We start from the raw sequence: 20,239 nt of genomic DNA, 5'->3' as shown, positions 1-20,239 counted from the left end.
AATATGGAAATCGTAATAATCGGAGGCGGTTTTGCCGGACTGAATCTTGCAAAAGAATTATTAAATCAGGACGGAGTGCGTGTAACACTTGTGGATAAAAATAACTATAACTTTTTTCCACCGCTTATTTATCAGGTAGCAACTGCATATCTGGAACCATCAAGTATCAGTTATCCTTTCAGAAAATTTTTTGCAGGGAAAAAGAACCTTCAATTTCGTTTAGGAGAACTTCTGGAAGTTGTTCCTTCAGAAAACAAAATAATTTTAAATAATGGTGAATTGCTGTATGACAAACTAGTTTTTGCAACAGGAGCAGAGACCAGTTATTTTGGAATGGAAAATGTAAAAAAGAATGCCATCCCAATGAAAACGCTCAATGATGCTATCGTTATGCGTAACACCTTGCTTAAAAATCTAGAAAAAGCAGCCATTACTAAAGACATTCGCAAACGCAGAAAATTATTAACTATTGTTGTTGCCGGAGGAGGACCTACAGGAGTAGAAATTTCAGGAATGTTTGCTGAAATGCGCCGAAATATCTTTTTAAAAGAATATCCTGAATTAGCCACAACTGCCAGTAATATTTATTTAGTTGATGGTGCCCCGGCATTGTTAACACCCATGAGTAAGGAGTCTCAGGATGACACTTACAAGGCTTTAACTGATTTAGGTGTTGTGGTAAAATTAAACAATAATGTAGTTGATTATGTTGATGATACGGTTCATTTTGCCAATGGAGAAACCATTCAGACCAAGAACTTAATTTGGGCAGCCGGAGTTACAGCACGTGAGTTTACAGGACTTCCAGCCGAAAGTTACGGACGTGGAAAGCGTTTAAAAACAGATGCTTATAATAAAATTGAGGGAACTGCTAACATTTACGCCATTGGGGATACTTGTATTCAGTTTAACGATGAAGCTTTTCCTCACGGACATCCTCAGGTAGCTCAGGTGGCAATCCAGCAAGGAGTTAATTTAGCAAAGAATTTTAAAAATGCTATCAGACAAAAACCGCTGACTCCGTTTAAATATTTAGATAAAGGTTCGATGGCAATTATTGGAAAAGCAAAAGCTGTGGTTGATTTACCAAAACCAAAATTGCACTTTAAAGGATTTTTTGCCTGGATTATTTGGTTATTTATTCACCTGATTTCGTTAATTACATACAGAAACAGAATTAAAACATTTTACAACTGGATGATTGCTTATTTTTCTAAAGACAATTCGTTACGAATGATTATCAGACCTGATAAAAAAGTAAAAGTTGAAGATCTTGCAAAATAATTATTATACTGAAAACCGATACCGAGATGTATCGGTTTTTTATAGGATTTTTTTGAATAAGAAATAGATTACTTTGACTAAAATCATTATATTGGGTAAAAATAGAAATGGTAAAATTTAAAATTAAAGAGTTCTTTTTGTGTGTACTCATCATCGCAACCTGCTTATTTATGATTAATTGTTCCTCAAAAAGAGTAAAAGTAAGTGAGACAGTTGTTCAAAAAAAACGAGTTGAATTCGAATTTATTCCTAATGGTTTTCAATTGGAAACCACTGGCAATGGATTTGTAGATGTTTATCCGGACAAATTAGATATCGTAATTATAAAAGGCGAAATGCGAATAAATCCAATATACAGCAGATTCAAAACTTCTTCAGCATACGCAATTCAAATTGGAATTTCCAGATATTTTCCCGGTGAAAAATCATTTAAAATTTTAGCCACTGGAGAAAAAATAATAATCAACAAAATATTTCAATCCAGAGATGATTTTTATACGTTATCAAATTTAAAATTTTCCATACCAAATATTAAAAAAGAAGATTTGAAAAATTCAAGAGTAACACTTACGATTTTTAGTGATGGAACATCTCATTCCAGTACAAATTATGCACATTCTAATGATGAGAATACCATTTCTACTTTATTTGATTTCTAATTTTTTACGACAATTCCATACAGTAAAATGAAATTACTCAGAATGACTAATTACTGTGAATGTAAGCCAAAATCATTAAATGAAGTGAAAAATTACATTGATTATTTTTGAACTATAATTTATATTATGTAAAATAGAAAATTTGATTTATGGTGAATCTTTATAAATACCTTCCTATATTGTTTGTATCAAAAAAACTTTTTTTTTAGCTAATAATCAAATTCTTTTTAACTCATTTATTTAGTAGTTTTGTAGTATATTTTATAAGCAACCTAATGAATATAATTGCAGAACAAATAGCAGAATTTTTAAAAAAATATGCCCCTTTTAATCAGCTTACATCTGGTGAGTTAGCTGAAATAGCCAGCAATATTCGTGTTGTAAGTTTAGAAAAAAAACAGACTTTATTTAAATTCAATGATCCGTTGCATGATAGTTTTTATGTTGTAGCTTCGGGAGTTGTAAATATTTCAGTTATTGCTGATGCCGAAGAAAGCATTACTAATAAATGTCATGAAGGAACCATTTTTGGTTTACGTCCTTTTTTTGCTAAAAACAATTATAAAGTAACCGCTAAAGCCAGAGAAGAAAGTTTGGTATATGCCATTCCTATTGCAGTTTTTAAGCCTTTATTAGCTAATAATTCGGAAGTTTTAAACTTCCTTTTAGAAAATTTTGCCAGCAATTTACCCGAAGATCGTTCTACACAAGGAAATATCGTTTCTGATGGATTTTATTCTGAAAAACAGTCTGAAGCTCAGTTTTTTCAAACTTTAGCCTATAATACCACTCCTCTTTTAGCCACTTCTGACAATACAGCTCAGGAAGTAGCGCAATTAATGGCGGAATCCTTAAAGAATAATGTCATCATTTTTGAAAGAAACGGCCCAATTGGGATTGTAACTCATGCTGATTTAGCCTCAAAAATTGCCACAGGACGTTATCCTGTTCATACGCAGGTAAGTAATATTATGTCATCACCCGTAGTCACGGTTTTAGAAAATGTTTCTTTGGCCGAAGCTCAGTTATTGATGCTAAAAAATAATGTAACCCATTTGTGTGTAACCATTGATGGTACTGATAAATCACCTATAAAAGGAGTGATTTCTGAACACGATTTAATTGCAGCTCAGGCCAGTAATCCGGGAGTTTTAATTAAAGAAATTAAGCGTTCGCTATCTGCTAATGAACTCAAAGAAATCAGATCGAGACTGACGAATTTAATTCAGTCTTCTATTCAGAAAAATATTCCGTTAACTCATATTACCAATATTGCCAGCGAAATTAATTTTGCGATCTTAAAACGTGCTGTTGAATTATCGATTTTAGAGTTAGGCTCACCTCCTGCCCGTTTTGCCTGGTTAAGTATAGGCAGTCAGGGACGAAAAGAACAGCTTTTACTAACCGATCAGGACAGTATTCTGGTATTTGAAGATGTGGCTCAGGATAAGTATATTGAAGTTAAAGACTATTTTTTAAATCTGGGCAAAAAGACCACTTCTATATTAGAAAAAATCGGTTATAAATTATGTCCCCATGGACACATGGGAAGCAATATGATGTGGTGTAAGTCGCTGAGCGACTGGATTAAGCAGTACAACAACTGGATGAATACTACAAGAGACAATACGGAGAATCTGAGCAGTATTTTCTTTGATTATGAATTGGTTATTGGTGAGCAAAAAATAGAAACCGCAATCAATAAAATTGTGTTTGAGAATGCTTATAACAATACCCTCTTTTTTGATTTTCTAGGCAATGATGCTTTAAGAAAAAATTCGCCTTTAAGTTTTTTTAAGAAATTTATTGTTGAAGAAGAAGGTATTCATAAAGATAAATTCGATATTAAAACCAGAGCTATCATGCCACTGGTTGACAGTGCCCGACTTTTTGCTTTAAGTTACGAAATCAAAGGAATTAACAACACCTATACCCGATTCAAACAATTAGCGATAGCTGATCCAAAGCATTCGGAAATTTACCTGAATTGTGCGGAAGCTTATTTATTTTTAACTAAAATAAGAACTTTAGAAGGTTTAAAAAATGAAGATTCAGGACAATATATTAACTTAGAGGAACTATCAAAAATTGATAGAGAAAAACTGAAGAATGCACTGATGCCCATGAAGGAATTAGAAGAATTAATTAAAGACAAGTTTCAACTTACTCAATTCTCATAAGTTTATGCTAGACTGGTTAAAAAATATAAATAAAGAACATCCCGAATTCTGGAAAGAATATTTGGCTAAATTTTCTAAAAAATCCAATCGGTATGTTATACTATCCACTGAATCTACAGGGGATTCTTTAGAAAAAGATGTTATTACCTACATCAGCGCTTTTGCTGTAGTTGATAATGCTATTTTGATTAAAGACAGTTTTGAAACAATTTTGCTGCAATACCGTTTTTTGCATGACAACCATCTTTCGAATGAATATATTATTGAAAGTAAGTTATTAAAACTATCCGAACCGGAAGCATTAAAAGCTTTTGTAGAATACCTGGGTAACAGTATTATTGTAGGACATGAGGTTGAAAAAGATGTAGAAATGCTGAATGCTACCTTAGAGCGAATGGATTGCGGAAAATTGCGTAATGAAGCATTGGACATTGATATCATGCATAGAAAACTGAACGATCTGCCGGAAGAAAAAGAATTTTCGCTTCAGGAATTAACAGAAAGCTATCACATCCAAAACACGACAAATGATTCCGTCACCGAAAAAGCATACAACATAGCTTTACTGTTTTTAAAATTAAAATTTAAATTAGGATTAAAATAAAAAAAAGCTGCTTCGTATTGTGAAGCAGCTTTTTAGTTTTATTTCTTTTCGTTTTGAATCTCTTCAATAATTTCTGGATTCAATAAGGTACTGGTATCTCCATAATCAGTAAAATTACCTTCTGCAATTTTTCTGAGGATTCTACGCATAATCTTTCCGGAACGGGTTTTAGGCAATCCGGAAACAAATTGAATTTTATCTAATTTAGCAATCGGACCTACGTGATCAGTGATATGCTGATTGATTTCGATAAATAAATTTTCTTTATTTCTTATTTCTCCTGTTTCTTTTAGTATCACATAGCCGTACAAAGCATTTCCTTTTACATCGTGAGGGAAACCTACAACGGCACTTTCAGCAACTGCCGGATGTTCATTGATGGCATCTTCAATTGGAGCAGTACCTAAATTATGGCCTGAAACAATGATAACATCATCTACGCGACCCGTAATTCGGTAATAACCTACTTCATCACGCAAGGCACCGTCACCGGTAAAATATTTTCCAGGATATTGGGAGAAATAAGTGTCTTTATAACGTTGATGGTCATTCCAGATTGTTCTTGCCATTCCCGGCCATGGAAATTTGATACACAAACTCCCCACTACCTGATTACCTTCAATTTCATTGCGTTTATCGTCCATTAAAACCGCCTGAATCCCCGGTAATGGAAAGGTAGCATACGTTGGTTTTGTTGGTGTAATAAAAGCCAATGGCGAAATCATAATTCCTCCTGTCTCCGTTTGCCACCAGGTATCAACAACCGGACACTTTTTATTTCCTACATGATCGTTAAACCAGTGCCAGGCTTCTTCGTTAATAGGTTCTCCTACGGATCCTATTACTTTTAGACTATTTAATTGGTATTTTTGAACGTATTCTAATTTTTCTTTTGCTAAAGCTCTGATAGCCGTTGGCGCGGTATAAAACTGGCTCACTTTATGTTTTTCAATCACCTGCCAAAAGCGGCTGTGATCAGGATAAGACGGAACTCCTTCAAAGATTACAGTGGTAGCTCCATTTAATAAAGGTCCGTATAAGATATAAGAATGACCTGTTATCCAGCCAATATCAGCTGTACACCAGTGCACGTCATTTTCTTCATAACTAAAAACATTTTTAAAAGTATAGGCTGTAAAAACCATATAACCCGCAGTTGTATGCACCATTCCCTTAGGATTTCCGGTAGATCCGGAAGTGTAAAGAATAAATAAAGGATCTTCGGCATCCATGATTTCAGCAACACTATTATCTGAAGCTTCGTCTAATAAAGGCTGTAACCAAATGTCTCTACCTTCTTTCATATTCACTGCTGTATTAGTTCTTTTTACCACTAAAACAGTGCTTACAGAAGGACATTTTTGTAATGCTTCATCAACAATCTCTTTTAATTCGATGGTCTTAGATCCACGGAAACCTCCGTCAGAAGTAATTACCATTTTACTTTCACTATCAATGATTCGGGTTGCTAATGCTTTAGATGAAAAACCTGCAAAAACTACCGAATGGATCGCTCCTATTCTGGCACAGGCTAAAATAGCTACTGCCAGTTCCGGAATCATCGGTAAATAAATACACACACGATCTCCTTTTTTAACGCCTTGCTCACGCAAAACATTTGCCATTTTGCACACTCGCTGGTGCAATTCATTATAAGTGATATGTAATGCTTCTTCGTCAGGATTGTTGGGTTCAAAAATAATAGCGGTTTTCTCCCCTCTTTTGTTTAGGTGTCTGTCAATACAGTTTTTGGTAACATTTAATTTAGCACCGGCAAACCATTGCACATCCGCTTCGGTCATGTCAAACTCTACTACTTTGTCCCATGGCTGGTACCAGGTAAAATTTTCTTCGGCTATTTTTCCCCAAAATTTTCTGGGTTCACGAATTGACTTATTGTAATGTTTAAAATATTGCTCTAAATTATCAACTTTATAGTAACTCATCCTTTGTTTATATTTTTTATAAATATATTAAATCTCCCTCTATTTTTATAACAAAATAAATCATAAATCACCGCAATTTAATCAAAATAACGAAATGGAATCTTAATAAAAATGCAAATTACTTAAAAAACCCTTTAAAACTGATTATTTTTAAAATATCAAAAAGCAAACTTTTCGGCTACTTTGCTTATTTTTAATTAACAACAATGAAAAGTATGTGGTTTACGGAGACAGTCAGTTTTTGTGGGGGGCGTAAGATTTTTTCGAACGAATTATTATCTAAATTCAATTAAATGGGCTCTAATTACTATTGAAGCCCCCTTAATTCTTAATGCTGGAGTGTCGCATAGTTGTAATTTTTACAAAATATTGATGGTAGTTATTTGTTAGGAAGTCCCCATTTCTCAACCAATTCGGCATTGAGTCCCCCTTCTTTAGCATTTGGTTTTCCTATTCCGGTGTTTATTAAATCTTTTAAACTACCTTGTATATAGCCTCTCCAGGCATCATTACACACTTCATAACATTCGTTTTGCGGTGTTAAACCTTCGTGTGTAAAGCTTACTTTTGTTTGCTCTCCAATTTTAGAAATATCAAAAATCAGTTTGGTATTAACCCATTCTTTTTTGTCTTTTATGAAGTTAAAATCGTTATCGATAACCAGATAAACTAATTTCTTGTTTGAAACTTCTTCGATTAATTTCAGTTTGCACAAATGAACATCTTTAAAATGATAGAAAAACGTTTCACCCAGTTTGTCGGTATGACCCTCAATTTCTTCTGACCACCAGGCTCTAAAGTTTTTAATGGCGTTAAAAGTAGTTGTAATATCTGCATCAACCAGAATGTCGGATGTATAATTTTTATTTTCCATAAATTTTGTTTTTGAATTTTGATTTGTTGTTCTGTCAATTGTATGGCATGAAAACAAAGTGATTATTAAACCAATGGTTAGTACCGTTTTCATATACTATTTAATTTATTTTTTAAGTTATGAAGGTATTGTGTCCAGGCGGTCGAGCATCCTTCATAACATTCAATCTGCTGGTTCAATCCTACATGTGAAAATTGTACATGTGTTTTTCCTCCCTTTTCAAAAATATTAAAAACGAGTTTTGTATTTTCCCATTCTGTTGGATTGTCTAAAAAAGAAAGATTGCTTTCCGTTACCAGCCAGACAATTTTTGTATCAGGAATTAATTCAACTAATTTTTGTTTAGAAAAATGCATTCCACCACCTGCGGAGAATGAAAATTCATCATTTAGTTGCAGACTGTTTCCTGTGATGGTTTCATTATGAATGCCAGACCACCATTTTTTAATAGTTAACAAGAGTTCAAAAATTTCCTTTGCTGATCGGGACGTTTCGAAAGTGTATGTATAATTATTCATTTTTTTTATGTATTTAGTTTCTACAAAGATAATTTCCATTTTTTACTTTTAAAGGGTGTTGTTTAGACATTATGAAGGGTTGATATGGACATTTATATTTAGTATCTTTAAGCCAAATAATTCACAATGAAACATTTGAGCATTTTAATTCCGGATGACCAAACTACTATGAGTACCATTGCCTGTATCATTGGGAGTTATCAGGTTTTTATGGCAGCTAATGCGTATTACGAAAAGCTGGGAAAGATGCCTGTTTTCAGCATAAATCTGGTAAGTGCCACCAATGAAAAATTACTCACCAATGGATTTTTATCCATAAAATCCAATCTTAGCATTACAGAATGTTCAGCGAGTGACCTTATCATTATTCCTGCAACTTTAATTCGTACTTATGATACTGCTACAGCAAACAACAAATTATTAATCGATTGGGTTAAAGATAAATATAAAGAAGGTACAGAAGTTGCCAGTATGTGTGCGGGAAGTTTTATGCTGGCTTCAACGGGTTTGCTTTCAGGAATGACTTGTTCTGCTCATTGGGCAAATGCTCAGGAATTTAAAGCGCTTTTCCCCGACGTTGATTTACAAACCGATAAATTGATAACCGATAAAAATGGAATTTATACCAATGGTGGCGCCTATTCCTTTTTACATTTGTTGATGTACTTAGTTGAAAAATTTTATGACCGACAAACAGCTATTTATTGTGCTAAATATTTTCAAGTAGATTTAGATAGAAATAAACAATCGGAATTTTTAATTTTTAGTGGGCATAAAAATCATAACGATACCATTATTCTTGAAGCTCAGCATTATATGGAAAATAATTATCAGGATAAAATTTCCTTTGAAGATCTGGCTTTTAAATTCGGGGTGAGCCGAAGAAATTTTGACCGTAGATTTATAAAAGCAACAGCTTTACGTCCTTTGGATTATTTGCAAAGACTAAAAATGGAAGCGGCCAAAAAAGCATTTGAAAATTCTCGAAAATCGGTCAATGAAGTAATGTATGAAGTTGGTTATAATGACACAAAAGCTTTTCGGGAAGTCTTTAGTCGGATTACGGGTGCATCACCCATCGATTATAAAGAAAAATACAATTCAGGAAATTGATATTTCTCCTGCTCTGGAGCAGTACCCAGAAAGGCGGGGGTGACATTTCTTTGTATAGAACACTCACCCATTCCCCTTCAATCCTTCTTTTTTATTTACTTCTTTTCTGTTGTTTGTAAATTAAATACTGTTCCTGCAGGATCTTGTATCCAATGCATGTTTTCAGGGATTTCCTCAATTTCGTCACAGGTTTCCACCCCATTTGACAACAAATATTCCTGTGCCTCAGCAACATTTGGAACCGTTAGCTGTAACCAGGTTTCTGAATGGGTGTAGTTGTCCACACAGTCTAGCCAAATTATATTGTTTCCAAATTTTACTTCATGAGTTCTGGAAACTGTGGGATTCGTAATTGATTTTTCTTCTACTTTTAATTTTAAAATGTCTCTGTAAAAAGCTACTGTTTTATCATACTTGCTTTTTGGAATTTTTATCGCAATATTAATCCCTGCTTCAAATTTTATATCCATCGTCTGAATGATTTTGTATGTTGATTTAAAGTTTTGAATACTCAATTATAAAAATTTACCGCAAATTCGCAAATTATTTCATTTTCTAAGTCTCTAAATTTGCGAATTTGCGGTAAAAATGTAACACTAGAATTTATCATTTACTCTAAATAGCTACTCAATTTTAGCTTGTTTTATATCGCAACCCCGCTTCCGGCAATGACTTTTAACTGATTGTCAAACATTTTCCAAACTCGCAAATAGCGAAAATGACCTTCAAAGTGTTGCTCCAGCATTTTCCCCGCAATCTTTAAAGACAAAGTAACCACAACATTTTCACCAATTTGTTTTATCGAATCTATGGATGACGTGATTTCTTCAAAAACAAGGTTTCCGGATTTATGAGTTTCCAAATCTATTTCCTTAGTAATTACTTCACCACTGGGAAGAACAAACAATAAATCATCATGAAGCAATTGATCCAGCATTTTTATATCGCTTTTCTTCATTGCTTCGAGCAATTGATTTTCGACTTCACGGATTTTTTGTTCGTCAACTAGTATTGAATTCATAAGTTGCTGTTTTATAAATTTTCTAATAAATTCTTTAATACCGTTCTGGTAATTAATTGCGTTGCAAATAACTAATATCTAGCTTTTAATTAATTAGGTGCTTGTTGCAGATGAGCATCAGATTTGGGTTATTTATCTCTCCGCAAACTTGTCATTCCGACGAAGGAGGAATCTCATCAAGTAACTCATTTTATATGCCAGGTTGCAAACGTTATATTTTGATTTTAAAATTAAGTTGACCCTCGTTGCAAATGAGGATCAGAAACGGAATTCAAATTTTACGGTAAAGGTTCTTTAAAGAATGTTTATCATTGACTTGAGAATAAAGGAAATTAATAAATTCCTTTGGTAGATCTTCATTGACAGGACATCCTCTTTTATAAATACCAATTTTTTCTTTTGCTTGTGTTTCTTCAACGTTTTTAAGATTAATTCGGACAACCTCGCAAATTTCTTCGTAGTCAAAGGCAAGTAGATGAATTTCCTTTGTTGTTATTTCCGAAATTATGTAGCGATGCACCATCTTATTTCGTAATTCATATAATTCAAATAATTTGCTGTAAGTGTTATCATCTATTATTTCCAATTCCTTAGAGAGTTTATAGATTTGCTTTTCCATTACCGGTTTATCTGTTTCAGATTGAGATAAATACTTGATGTCTATTTCGTCAGTTTTCTCGTTTAATTGTTTTTTCATTACAATACAAAGCCGAAGGTAAGCATCTATTTGACTGGCAACGATAATAATAAACTCAATGAATGAACGTTTTTTAAACGCTTGATTTTTTATATCAAATGAAGCTGCCAAAGAAGACATAAATTTTTCATATTTATCGAGAACTAAAGCTTTTTTGCGATTTGTTTCTCCAAGCAGTTCAAGCGTTTTTAATGCCTTTTCAGCTTTGAGTAATTCATTTTTGATGATTTTTGAATTTGCTTTTGCAGTATCATAAATATATTTAATCATGAAAAGATGATCGTCAACGACAGCATACCATAGATGCATATTGAATCCTCCGCCATCCATTCTAGCTGTGATGAAATTTAGGTTGCCGTTGTCAACTTTCTGAGCATCTATTTTCGAAAACTCTTTTTCTATTGAAGAATAACAACTTATTTGAAAGCAACCGATAGATTTACCATATTTTTCGAAACTAAATGGTGAAATTTCTTCATCACTTACAATTTTATTTTTGTATTGCCAATCATTAGGTAATTCGATAATAAATTTACCATTTGGTTCGGTAAAATGTTTCATTGTAGATAAAGATTTTTATGAATTATACATAACTTCTGTATAATAACTACGGAATAGCGACTATATACTCAAAATGGGTAGATTGTCGGCATTAATTAGCATCCTATTTAACTTCAAATATATAAAATTTATCTTATAAATAAATAAATATTTATTGCTAATGTGATTGTTTCGTTCCTCGCAATGACAATATTGGGTGGTGAATTATAAGAATAACTCCTTTTTCTCTACCCTGATGGTAACAACATGCTTTACACATTCTTTGTGGAGTTACTTGATGAGATTCCTCCTTCGTCGGAATGACAAGATAGAGGCAAAATTGATTTAAATTTTTGTGAATCTTTGTGTTTTTTCTTTGTGAATCTTTGTGAAATAACCATTCACCATTCCTAGCCCCGATTACTTCACCTAACATTTATTTTCATTGGAGTTCAGTGAATTTCATTTGAAGTGAAAATCCTTTTCTTTTTTTCTTTAAAAAAGAAAAGATTGTAACGGAAAGCGGGAGCATTCGTTATTGAATAACGAAAAAGTGCTGCTCCTGAATATTAGGCACAAAAAAAGGCGAAGTAATTAAATACTCCGCCTTTTTGGAATTAACAATAATTGTAATTATACAATTTTTTTCATTGCAGTCATTGATTCTCTCAACCATGCTCCCACTTCTTCAACTGGGTGGTTACGGATGATATCATTTACTTCAATTAATTCTTTATTATCTACACCGTTGTTTCCGTCATTAAATGGACGCCCAATTAAGTTTGATGGTGCATTTTTAACGTACTCAGCGATTAATGGCTTACAAGCGTGGTCAAATAAGTAACATCCGTACTCAGCAGTGTCAGAAATTACACGGTTCATTTCGAACAATTTCTTTCTTGCAATTGTGTTAGCAATAAGTGGTGTTTCGTGTAATGACTCATAGTAAGCAGACTCTTCGATGATTCCTGAATCAGTCATAGCTTCAAAAGCTAATTCTACTCCAGCTTTAACCATAGCTACCATTAATGTACCATTATCATAGTATTCTTGCTCAGAAATTTCAACATCACCAGCTGGTGTTTTTTCGAAATTAGTTTCTCCTGTAGCAGCTCTCCAAGCCAATAAGTTTTTATCATCATTAGCCCAGTCTTCCATCATTGTTTTAGAGAAATGACCTGAGATAATATCATCCATGTGTTTTTGGAACAATGGACGCATGATGTCTTTTAATTCTTCAGCAGCGTTGAAAGCAGCAATTTTAGCAGGATTAGATAAACGATCCATCATGTTAGTGATACCACCATGTTTCAATCCTTCAGTGATAGTTTCCCATCCGTATTGAATTAATTTAGAAGCATATCCAGCATCAACACCTTCAGCTACCATTTTGTCAAAACATAAGATAGAACCTGTTTGTAACAATCCGCAAAGGATAGTTTGCTCTCCCATTAAATCAGATTTTACTTCTGCTACGAAAGAAGAACGCAATACTCCTGCTCTATTTCCTCCTGTTGCTACAGCATACGCTTTAGCTTGGTCTAAACCTAATCCGTTTGGATCGTTCTCAGGGTGAACAGCGATAAGTGTTGGTACACCAAATCCTCTTTTGTACTCTTCACGTACTTCAGATCCTGGACATTTAGGAGCACACATAATAACAGTTAAGTCTTTACGAATTTGCATTCCTTCTTCTACAATATTAAAACCATGAGAATAAGCTAAAGTAGCTCCTTGTTTCATTAATGGCATAATAGCAGTAACTACAGCAGTATGTTGTTTATCTGGTGTAAGGTTACATACTAAATCAGCCGTTGGAATTAATTCTTCATAAGTTCCCACATTGAAACCATTATCAGCAGCGTTCATGAATGAAGCTCTTTTTTGAGCAATTGCTTCAGCACGCAAAGCGTAAGAAATATCTAAACCTGAATCTCTCATGTTCAAACCTTGGTTTAAACCTTGAGCTCCACAACCTACAATAACTACTTTTTTACCTTTTAAAGCTTCGATTCCATTAGCAAATTCTGATTGATCCATGAATTCGCAAACGCCTAATTGTTCTAATTGTAATCTAAGTGGTAATGAATTGAAATAATTTGCCATTTTTTAATATTTAATTTATGATTTTAATTCCTCTAATAATAAACTTGTCACTTCCATTTTTTCTTTGGAAACTGATATTCTTCCTGAACGTACAAACTGCATGATTCCGAAAGGTTTTAATTTTGCATGTAATTCTTCAATTTCAGAACGTCGTCCTGATTTTGAGATTACAAAAAAGTCTCTTGATACCGTTACAATTTCCGAATGACTTTCTTTGATGATGTTTTGAATTTGTCTTTCGTCAAATAACAAATTAGAAGCTATTTTGAATAAAGCACTTTCTAAGAAGATAGTCTCTTCATCAACGTGATAGAAAGCTTTAATGACTTCAATTTGTTTTTCAATCTGACCTACAATATTCTGTACCCATTTCTCAGTAGTATCTACTACGATTACAAATCGGGAAACGTTTTCAATTTCCGATTCGGATACATTTAAACTCAATATATTAATGTGGCGTTTCAGGAATATACCAGATATTCTGTTTAGCAAGCCTACATTATTTTCTGAATAAACAGAAATCGTGAATGTTTTATTTTCTTCCATAATATTAACTTAATCGGATGTCAGAAACCGAAGCTCCTGTTGGAATCATTGGGAATACATTATTTTCTTTCTCCACCATAACTTCCAGGAAATAAGAGTCTTTAGAAGCCATCATTTCAGCAATCGCTTCATCCAGTTCTTCTCTCTTAGTTACTTTTCTGGCTTTGATGTAATAACCTTCGGCAATAGCACAAAAGTTAGGATTTACCATTACTGTAGAAGCATATCTGTAGTCAAAAAATAATTCCTGCCATTGGCGTACCATTCCTAAAAATTCGTTGTTTAAAACTACAATCTTAACCGGAACTTTAGTTTGATAAATTGTTCCTAATTCCTGAATGTTCATCTGGAAACCACCATCACCAATGATAGCAACTACTTCGCGATCCGGACGACCCATTTTAGCTCCAATGGCTGCCGGTAAAGCAAATCCCATCGTACCTAAACCTCCGGAAGTTACATTACTCTTGGTTTGATTAAATTTCGAATAACGGCAAGTAAACATTTGGTGTTGTCCTACGTCAGAAACCATTATCGCATCACCTTTTGAGTGTTTGTTAATCATTTCGATGGTTTCACCCATTGAAATTCCTTTTCCGTTTGTTGGCGCTAATTCCTCATTGATAACTGCATCCAGTTCAATTTCGTATTTCTTCTTGAATTCATTATGCCATTCTTCGTGGGAATTCTTTTCAATAAGAGGCAATAATGCGGTTAAAGCTTCTTTCAAATCAGCTAATACAGCAACTTCTGTTTTAACGTTTTTATCAATTTCAGCGGGGTCAATTTCAAAATGAATAACCTTTGCCTGCTTAGCATAAGTCGCTAAATTACCTGTTACACGATCATCAAAACGCATTCCTAATGCAATTAAAACATCGCATTCATTTGTTAAGATATTAGGACCGTAATTTCCATGCATTCCTACCATTCCTACATTCAGTTCGTGTTCAGTAGGTAAAGCAGAAAGTCCTAAAATAGTCCATGCTGCAGGAATTCCTGATTTCTCAATCAAAGCTTTTAATTCGGCCTCAGCCTGACTTAAAATAATTCCCTGACCAAAAATGATCATTGGTTTTTTAGCGTTGTTAATGATTTCGGCAGCTTCCTGAACCTTGTTTATTTTCAAAACAGGTTTTGGATGATAACTTCTGATATCAGTACATTTTTTATAACTAAAATCCAAAGTATCAAACTGTGCATTTTTAGTAATATCAACTAATACCGGTCCCGGACGTCCTGAACGGGCAATGTAAAATGCCTTTGCCATGATTTCCGGAATCTCATCAGCTTCTGTAATTTGGTAATTCCATTTGGTTACCGGAGTTGAAATCCCGATGATATCGGTTTCCTGAAAAGCATCAGAACCCAATAAATGTTTCCCTACTTGTCCTGTGATACAAACCATAGGAGTAGAATCGATTTGTGCATCGGCAATACCTGTAACTAAGTTAGTAGCTCCCGGTCCTGAAGTAGCAATTGCAACCCCTACTTTTCCTGTAGCTCTGGCAAAACCCTGAGCAGCATGAGCAGCTCCTTGTTCGTGACGCACCAGTACGTGGTGCAATTGATCCTGAAATTTATATAATTCGTCGTAAACCGGCATAATGGCACCTCCCGGATATCCATAAACCAAATCTACTCCTTCGGCTAATAAGCATCTGATAACTGCTTCTGCTCCTGATATTTTCATACTTTATTTTTTTTCAAAAAATCAATGGCAATGGCAATGACAAAAATCAATTTCAATAGAGAACTGATTATTTATATTTTATTGATATTGCAATTGATTTTTGATATTGTTATTAATTTATTTATCAGTAACACATCCTTCCGATGCACTGGATACTGAACGCATATATTTAAGTAAAACTCCTTGTTTGATAGGTGATTCCGGTTGTTTCCAATTGGCTTTACGTTTTGCAAATTCTTCATCAGAGATTTTCATATTGATGGTGTTTTTCACCGCATCAATAGTAATAACATCTCCATTTTCGATTAATGCAATTCCGCCACCTTCGTAAGCTTCCGGAGTAACGTGTCCTACAACAAAACCGTGAGAACCTCCTGAGAAACGTCCGTCAGTGATTAAAGCGACTGTGCTTCCTAAACCGGCTCCCATAATAGCAGAAGTTGGTTTTAGCATTTCAGACATTCCCGGACCACCTTTTGGGCCGCAATAGCGGATAATGACGACATTCCCCGGTTTCACTTCACCGGCCTGGATTCCTCTGATTACATCTTTTTCACCTTCAAAAACTACTGCTTTACCTTCAAAAAATTCTCCTTCTTTTCCGCTAATTTTTGCTACACAACCTTCTGAAGCAATATTTCCGTATAAAATCTGAATGTTCCCTGTTGGTTTTAATGCTTTTTGGATTTCAAAAATTACTTCTTGTCCATCATGTAAATCTGGAATTGAAGCTAAATTTTCAGCAATTGTTTTTCCTGTAACCGTCAAACAATCTCCATGTAAAAAACCTTCTTTTAATAAATATTTCATTACCGCAGGAACACCACCTACATTGTGTAAATCTTCCATTAAGTACTTACCGCTTGGTTTCAAGTCAGCTAACAATGGTGTTTTATCACTGATATCCTGAAAATCTTTTAATGTTAATTCAATTCCTACTGAATGAGCCATTGCAATTAAGTGCATTACTGCATTAGTAGAACCTCCTAAAACCGCTACCATTGTAATAGCATTTTCGAAAGCTTTACGAGTCATAATGTCTCGTGGCTTGATATCTTTTTCCAATAATATTCTGATTGCTTTACCAGCATCAACACATTCTTGTTTTTTCTCCGGACTTAAAGCAGGATTCGATGAACTGTAAGGCAAACTCATTCCTAATGCTTCAATTGCTGATGACATGGTATTAGCCGTGTACATTCCGCCACAAGCACCTGCACCCGGACAAGCATTTTGAATCACTCCTTTAAAATCTTCCGGTGTAATAGTATTGCTTATTTTTTTTCCTAAAGCTTCAAAAGCGGAAACAATATTTAAATCCTGACCCTTCCATTTTCCAGGGTGAATAGATCCACCGTAAACCATAATAGAAGGACGATTTACTCTTCCCATGGCCATTAAAGCTCCCGGCATATTTTTATCACAGCCCGGAACAGCAATCATACCATCGTACCATTGTGCACCCATAACAGTTTCGATAGAATCAGCAATTACATCACGGGAAACTAAAGAAAAACGCATTCCGTCATTCCCATTTGAAATACCATCACTAACACCGATAGTATTAAAAATCAACCCTACTAAATCTTCTTTCCAAACACCGGTCTTAATATCCTGAGCCAGATCATTTAAGTGCATATTACACGGATTTCCGTCATAACCCATACTTACAATTCCTACCTGCGCTTTTTTAAGATCCTCTTCAGTCAGACCAATTCCGTAAAACATCGCCTGTGAAGCGGGTTGTGTTTCGTCCTGAGTAATTGTCTTGCTGTATTTATTTAATTCCATGTTTTTCTATTTATTTTTTTTATCTAATATAATTCCAAAAAAAAACTCCCAATTGATGGGAGTTCTATAATATTATTTTTCAATTATATTAATAGCTTCCCTTATGCATTTGTTGAAACAACAATGACATTAATGACAGAAACTATTACAATTAAATTTTTCATTTTCTTTTTTTGATGCAACAAAAGTATAAAAACCTTTATATTTAAAAAAATAAAAAATAAAATTTTACGAATTTCTTATCATTAAACGAAATTATTTGTCAAAACATTCTATTATACTATTGTTGACTGACCTAAATGTACATTATCATTATTAAAATACATTAAGTCATCTTTGTTTAAAATAAAGTTGGAAATAAATTCTCCTACTTCATTAGTTCCAAATTTTGTATCCGGATTCAAATCTATCGTTACAACATTGTATTCGATTGCCTTCTCTACTCCCTGATTTATTTTTTTAGCCTCTTCGGTTAAACCAAAATGCTCTAACAACATTGCTGCCGAAAGTATCGCTGCAAACGGATTGGCAATATTGCGTCCTTTTGCATGAGGATAAGAACCGTGTACCGGCTCAAACAACGCATTTTTTTCTCCTAAAGAAGCTGATGCTAACACCCCAATTGAACCTGTAATCACACTGGCTTCATCAGACAACATATCTCCAAATAAATTTCCTGTCAAAATAACATCAAATTGTTTTGGATTTGATATAATCTGTTTAGCGGCATTATCAGCAAATAAAAAATCCAATGCTACATCCGGATAACCTTCACTAATCTTTTTAACCACTTTTCTCCACAAGCGAGAAGATTCTAAAACATTAGCCATATCTACTAATGTTAGTTTTTTTCTCCTCTTTTGAGCAGACTGAAAAGCCAAATGGGCAATTCTTGTAATCTCATCTTCTGAATATTCACATAAATCAGAAGCAATTGTTCCGGATTCATTCAGTTTTTTTTCTCCAAAATAAATTCCCGCCGTCAGTTCTCTGTAAATAACAAAATCTACTCCTTCTACTATTTCTCTTTTTAAAGGAGAAACATCAAGCAAACCTTTAAAAGGCTTGAGAGGTCTGATATTTGCAAAAAGTCCTAACTCTTTTCTTAATTTTAACAATCCGTTTTCAGGAGCTGTATCAGAAGCGGTCTCGGTACCATATTTAGGATCACCAATCGCTCCAAGTAAAACAGCATCAGTATTCCGGCATAAATTCAAGGTTTGCTCAGGAAGTGAAGAACCTGTTTTATCTATTGCAATGGCACCAATAAAGGCATCTTCAAAAATAAAATCATGCTCATAAACAACCCCTATTGCATACAAGGCTTTTTTGGCTTGCAAAATCACCTCCGGCCCTATTCCATCCCCCGATAACACAGCTATTTTTAAGTTCATGCGGATTGTTTTTAATTAAAAAGCTGCAAATTTACTCATTTAAAAACTCCTAAACCCTAACTATCGTTTAATTAAATCACCTTCAATTTTTGAAGCTGCAATAATTAAATGAATATCATCGTCTAAAACTTCTTTCTTAACGTCAGCGAATTTCAAAAACTCAACATATACAACGTCTAATTGGGTTTTTGTCAATTCGTAACCTACTTTTTTAGCACGGTAAGCTAATGCTGCTCTACCGCTTCGGGCTGTAAGAACAATTGATGATTCATTGACGCCTACATCTACAGGATCAATAATTTCATAAGTTGCTCTGTTCTTAATCACACCATCCTGATGAATTCCTGAACTGTGTGCAAAAGCATTTGCTCCTACAATCGCTTTATTTGGCTGTACCATCATTCCCATACTTTCAGAAACCAAACGACTCATTTCATTCAATTGTCGCGTATTGATATCTGTATATAAATTAAGGTCCGGATGCTGTTTAAAAATCATCACCACTTCTTCAAGTGCTGTATTTCCGGCTCTTTCACCAATACCATTAATCGTACATTCTATTTGACGGGCACCATTAATAGCTCCCGAAATAGAATTGGCAGTTGCCATTCCTAAATCATTATGACAGTGGCATGAAATAGTGACATTATCAATACCTTTTACATTTTCTTTAAGGTATTTTATTTTTGCACCATATTCATCCGGCAGGCAATATCCTGTAGTATCCGGAATATTAAGCACTGTAGCTCCTGATTTTATAACTTCTTCGCACACCTGTGCTAAGAAAGCATTATCCGTTCTTCCGGCATCTTCTGCGTAAAACTCTACGTCTTCCACATAAGATTTGGCATGAGCTACCGCCGCTTTTGCTCTGGCAATAATATCTTCTCTGGTAGTATTTAACTTGTGTAAAATATGAGAATCAGATGTTCCGATACCAGTATGAATACGTGGTCTTTTTGCATGTTTTAAGGCAGCAGCAGCAACGTCGATATCGTTTTTAACTGCTCTGGTAAGACCGCAAACTGTTGCATTTTGCACAATTTTACTAATCTCTGTAACAGATAAAAAATCTCCGGGACTAGAAACAGGAAATCCAGCTTCAATGATATCAACTCCCATTCCGTCTAATCGTTCTGCTATAATGAGTTTCTGATTGGTATCTAATTTACATCCTGGGACTTGTTCGCCATCTCGCAAAGTGGTATCAAAAATTTGGACTTTCTCTCTATTCATTTTCATTTATTTAATGTAATTTCACATCTTGATAACA

At 34.2% G+C, this 20,239-nt stretch carries 17 protein-coding genes; 5 read left to right on the top strand and 12 right to left on the bottom strand.

Annotated features, from left to right (window positions below; genetic code table 11):
- Positions 1 to 3 precede the first annotated feature (3 nt).
- The 4 genes from BUB89_RS06915 (at position 4) to BUB89_RS06900 (ending at position 4,727) form a co-directional block, all read left to right on the top strand.
- Entirely contained in the window at positions 4 to 1,284 is a 1,281-nt protein-coding gene (locus BUB89_RS06915; protein ID WP_073243375.1) for an NAD(P)/FAD-dependent oxidoreductase, read from the top strand.
- A gap of 170 nt (positions 1,285 to 1,454) precedes the next feature.
- Complete coding sequence (locus tag BUB89_RS06910; protein WP_073243373.1) at positions 1,455 to 1,943, top strand: hypothetical protein; 489 nt, start codon at positions 1,455 to 1,457, stop codon at positions 1,941 to 1,943.
- Positions 1,944 to 2,218: 275 nt separating this feature from the next.
- A complete protein-coding gene (locus BUB89_RS06905) occupies positions 2,219 to 4,123 on the top strand; it encodes a DUF294 nucleotidyltransferase-like domain-containing protein (protein ID WP_073243371.1) in 1,905 nt (634 codons plus the stop codon).
- A 4-nt stretch (positions 4,124 to 4,127) separates the two neighbouring features.
- Positions 4,128 to 4,727: a 3'-5' exonuclease gene (locus tag BUB89_RS06900; protein WP_073243368.1), complete on the top strand. Its 600-nt coding sequence runs from the start codon at positions 4,128 to 4,130 to the stop codon at positions 4,725 to 4,727.
- Positions 4,728 to 4,765: 38 nt separating this feature from the next.
- Here BUB89_RS06900 and acs read toward each other — a convergent pair whose 3' ends face one another.
- The 3 genes from acs to BUB89_RS06885 all read right to left on the bottom strand — a co-directional run bounded on the left by acs (position 4,766) and on the right by BUB89_RS06885 (position 8,104).
- Positions 4,766 to 6,673, bottom strand: a complete 1,908-nt coding sequence (gene acs, locus BUB89_RS06895; RefSeq protein ID WP_073243366.1) for an acetate--CoA ligase — start codon at positions 6,671 to 6,673, stop codon at positions 4,766 to 4,768.
- Positions 6,674 to 7,052: 379 nt separating this feature from the next.
- Positions 7,053 to 7,640, bottom strand: a complete 588-nt coding sequence (locus tag BUB89_RS06890; RefSeq protein ID WP_234982551.1) for an SRPBCC family protein — start codon at positions 7,638 to 7,640, stop codon at positions 7,053 to 7,055.
- Positions 7,637 to 8,104, bottom strand: coding sequence for an SRPBCC family protein (locus BUB89_RS06885; protein WP_141384346.1), 468 nt, complete (start codon positions 8,102 to 8,104; stop codon positions 7,637 to 7,639). The genes BUB89_RS06890 and BUB89_RS06885 overlap by 4 nt, the downstream gene beginning before the upstream one ends.
- An 87-nt stretch (positions 8,105 to 8,191) precedes the next feature.
- On the opposite strand from BUB89_RS06885, the gene BUB89_RS06880 reads away from it, so the two are divergent.
- A complete protein-coding gene (locus tag BUB89_RS06880; RefSeq protein WP_073243362.1) occupies positions 8,192 to 9,178 on the top strand; it encodes a GlxA family transcriptional regulator in 987 nt (328 codons plus the stop codon).
- A 95-nt stretch (positions 9,179 to 9,273) separates the two neighbouring features.
- On the opposite strand, the gene BUB89_RS06875 is transcribed toward BUB89_RS06880, so the two are convergent.
- From BUB89_RS06875 to BUB89_RS06830, 9 genes are all read right to left on the bottom strand, one after another.
- Positions 9,274 to 9,648: a VOC family protein gene (locus BUB89_RS06875; RefSeq protein ID WP_073243807.1), complete on the bottom strand. Its 375-nt coding sequence runs from the start codon at positions 9,646 to 9,648 to the stop codon at positions 9,274 to 9,276.
- A gap of 173 nt (positions 9,649 to 9,821) precedes the next feature.
- Positions 9,822 to 10,199 (bottom strand): nuclear transport factor 2 family protein, encoded by a 378-nt coding sequence (locus tag BUB89_RS06870; RefSeq protein WP_073243360.1) that lies wholly within the window; start codon positions 10,197 to 10,199, stop codon positions 9,822 to 9,824.
- A gap of 271 nt (positions 10,200 to 10,470) precedes the next feature.
- Positions 10,471 to 11,457 carry a hypothetical protein gene (locus tag BUB89_RS06865; protein ID WP_073243358.1) on the bottom strand — a complete coding sequence of 329 codons (987 nt, stop codon included), beginning with the start codon at positions 11,455 to 11,457 and terminating at the stop codon, positions 10,471 to 10,473.
- Positions 11,458 to 12,069: 612 nt separating this feature from the next.
- Positions 12,070 to 13,542 (bottom strand): ketol-acid reductoisomerase, encoded by a 1,473-nt coding sequence (gene ilvC / locus BUB89_RS06855; RefSeq protein ID WP_073243354.1) that lies wholly within the window; start codon positions 13,540 to 13,542, stop codon positions 12,070 to 12,072.
- A gap of 15 nt (positions 13,543 to 13,557) precedes the next feature.
- The gene (ilvN, locus tag BUB89_RS06850) at positions 13,558 to 14,088 is read right to left on the bottom strand and encodes an acetolactate synthase small subunit (RefSeq protein WP_073243352.1); all 531 of its coding nucleotides are present in this window, start codon (positions 14,086 to 14,088) and stop codon (positions 13,558 to 13,560) included.
- Between the two features lie 4 nt (positions 14,089 to 14,092).
- Positions 14,093 to 15,781, bottom strand: coding sequence for a biosynthetic-type acetolactate synthase large subunit (gene ilvB / locus BUB89_RS06845; RefSeq protein ID WP_073243349.1), 1,689 nt, complete (start codon positions 15,779 to 15,781; stop codon positions 14,093 to 14,095).
- 117 nt (positions 15,782 to 15,898) lie between these two features.
- A complete protein-coding gene (gene ilvD / locus BUB89_RS06840) occupies positions 15,899 to 17,572 on the bottom strand; it encodes a dihydroxy-acid dehydratase (protein ID WP_073243347.1) in 1,674 nt (557 codons plus the stop codon).
- A gap of 275 nt (positions 17,573 to 17,847) precedes the next feature.
- Positions 17,848 to 18,966, bottom strand: a complete 1,119-nt coding sequence (leuB, locus tag BUB89_RS06835; RefSeq protein ID WP_073243345.1) for a 3-isopropylmalate dehydrogenase — start codon at positions 18,964 to 18,966, stop codon at positions 17,848 to 17,850.
- A 60-nt stretch (positions 18,967 to 19,026) separates the two neighbouring features.
- On the bottom strand, positions 19,027 to 20,202 hold the full coding sequence (locus tag BUB89_RS06830) for a 2-isopropylmalate synthase (protein WP_073243805.1): 1,176 nt from the start codon (positions 20,200 to 20,202) through the stop codon (positions 19,027 to 19,029).
- Positions 20,203 to 20,239: the final 37 nt, after the last annotated feature.

It is taken from the genome of Flavobacterium flevense, assembly GCF_900142775.1.
In the GTDB taxonomy this organism is placed as follows: domain Bacteria; phylum Bacteroidota; class Bacteroidia; order Flavobacteriales; family Flavobacteriaceae; genus Flavobacterium; species Flavobacterium flevense.
This window is presented reverse-complemented; position numbering and strand designations above follow the sequence as displayed.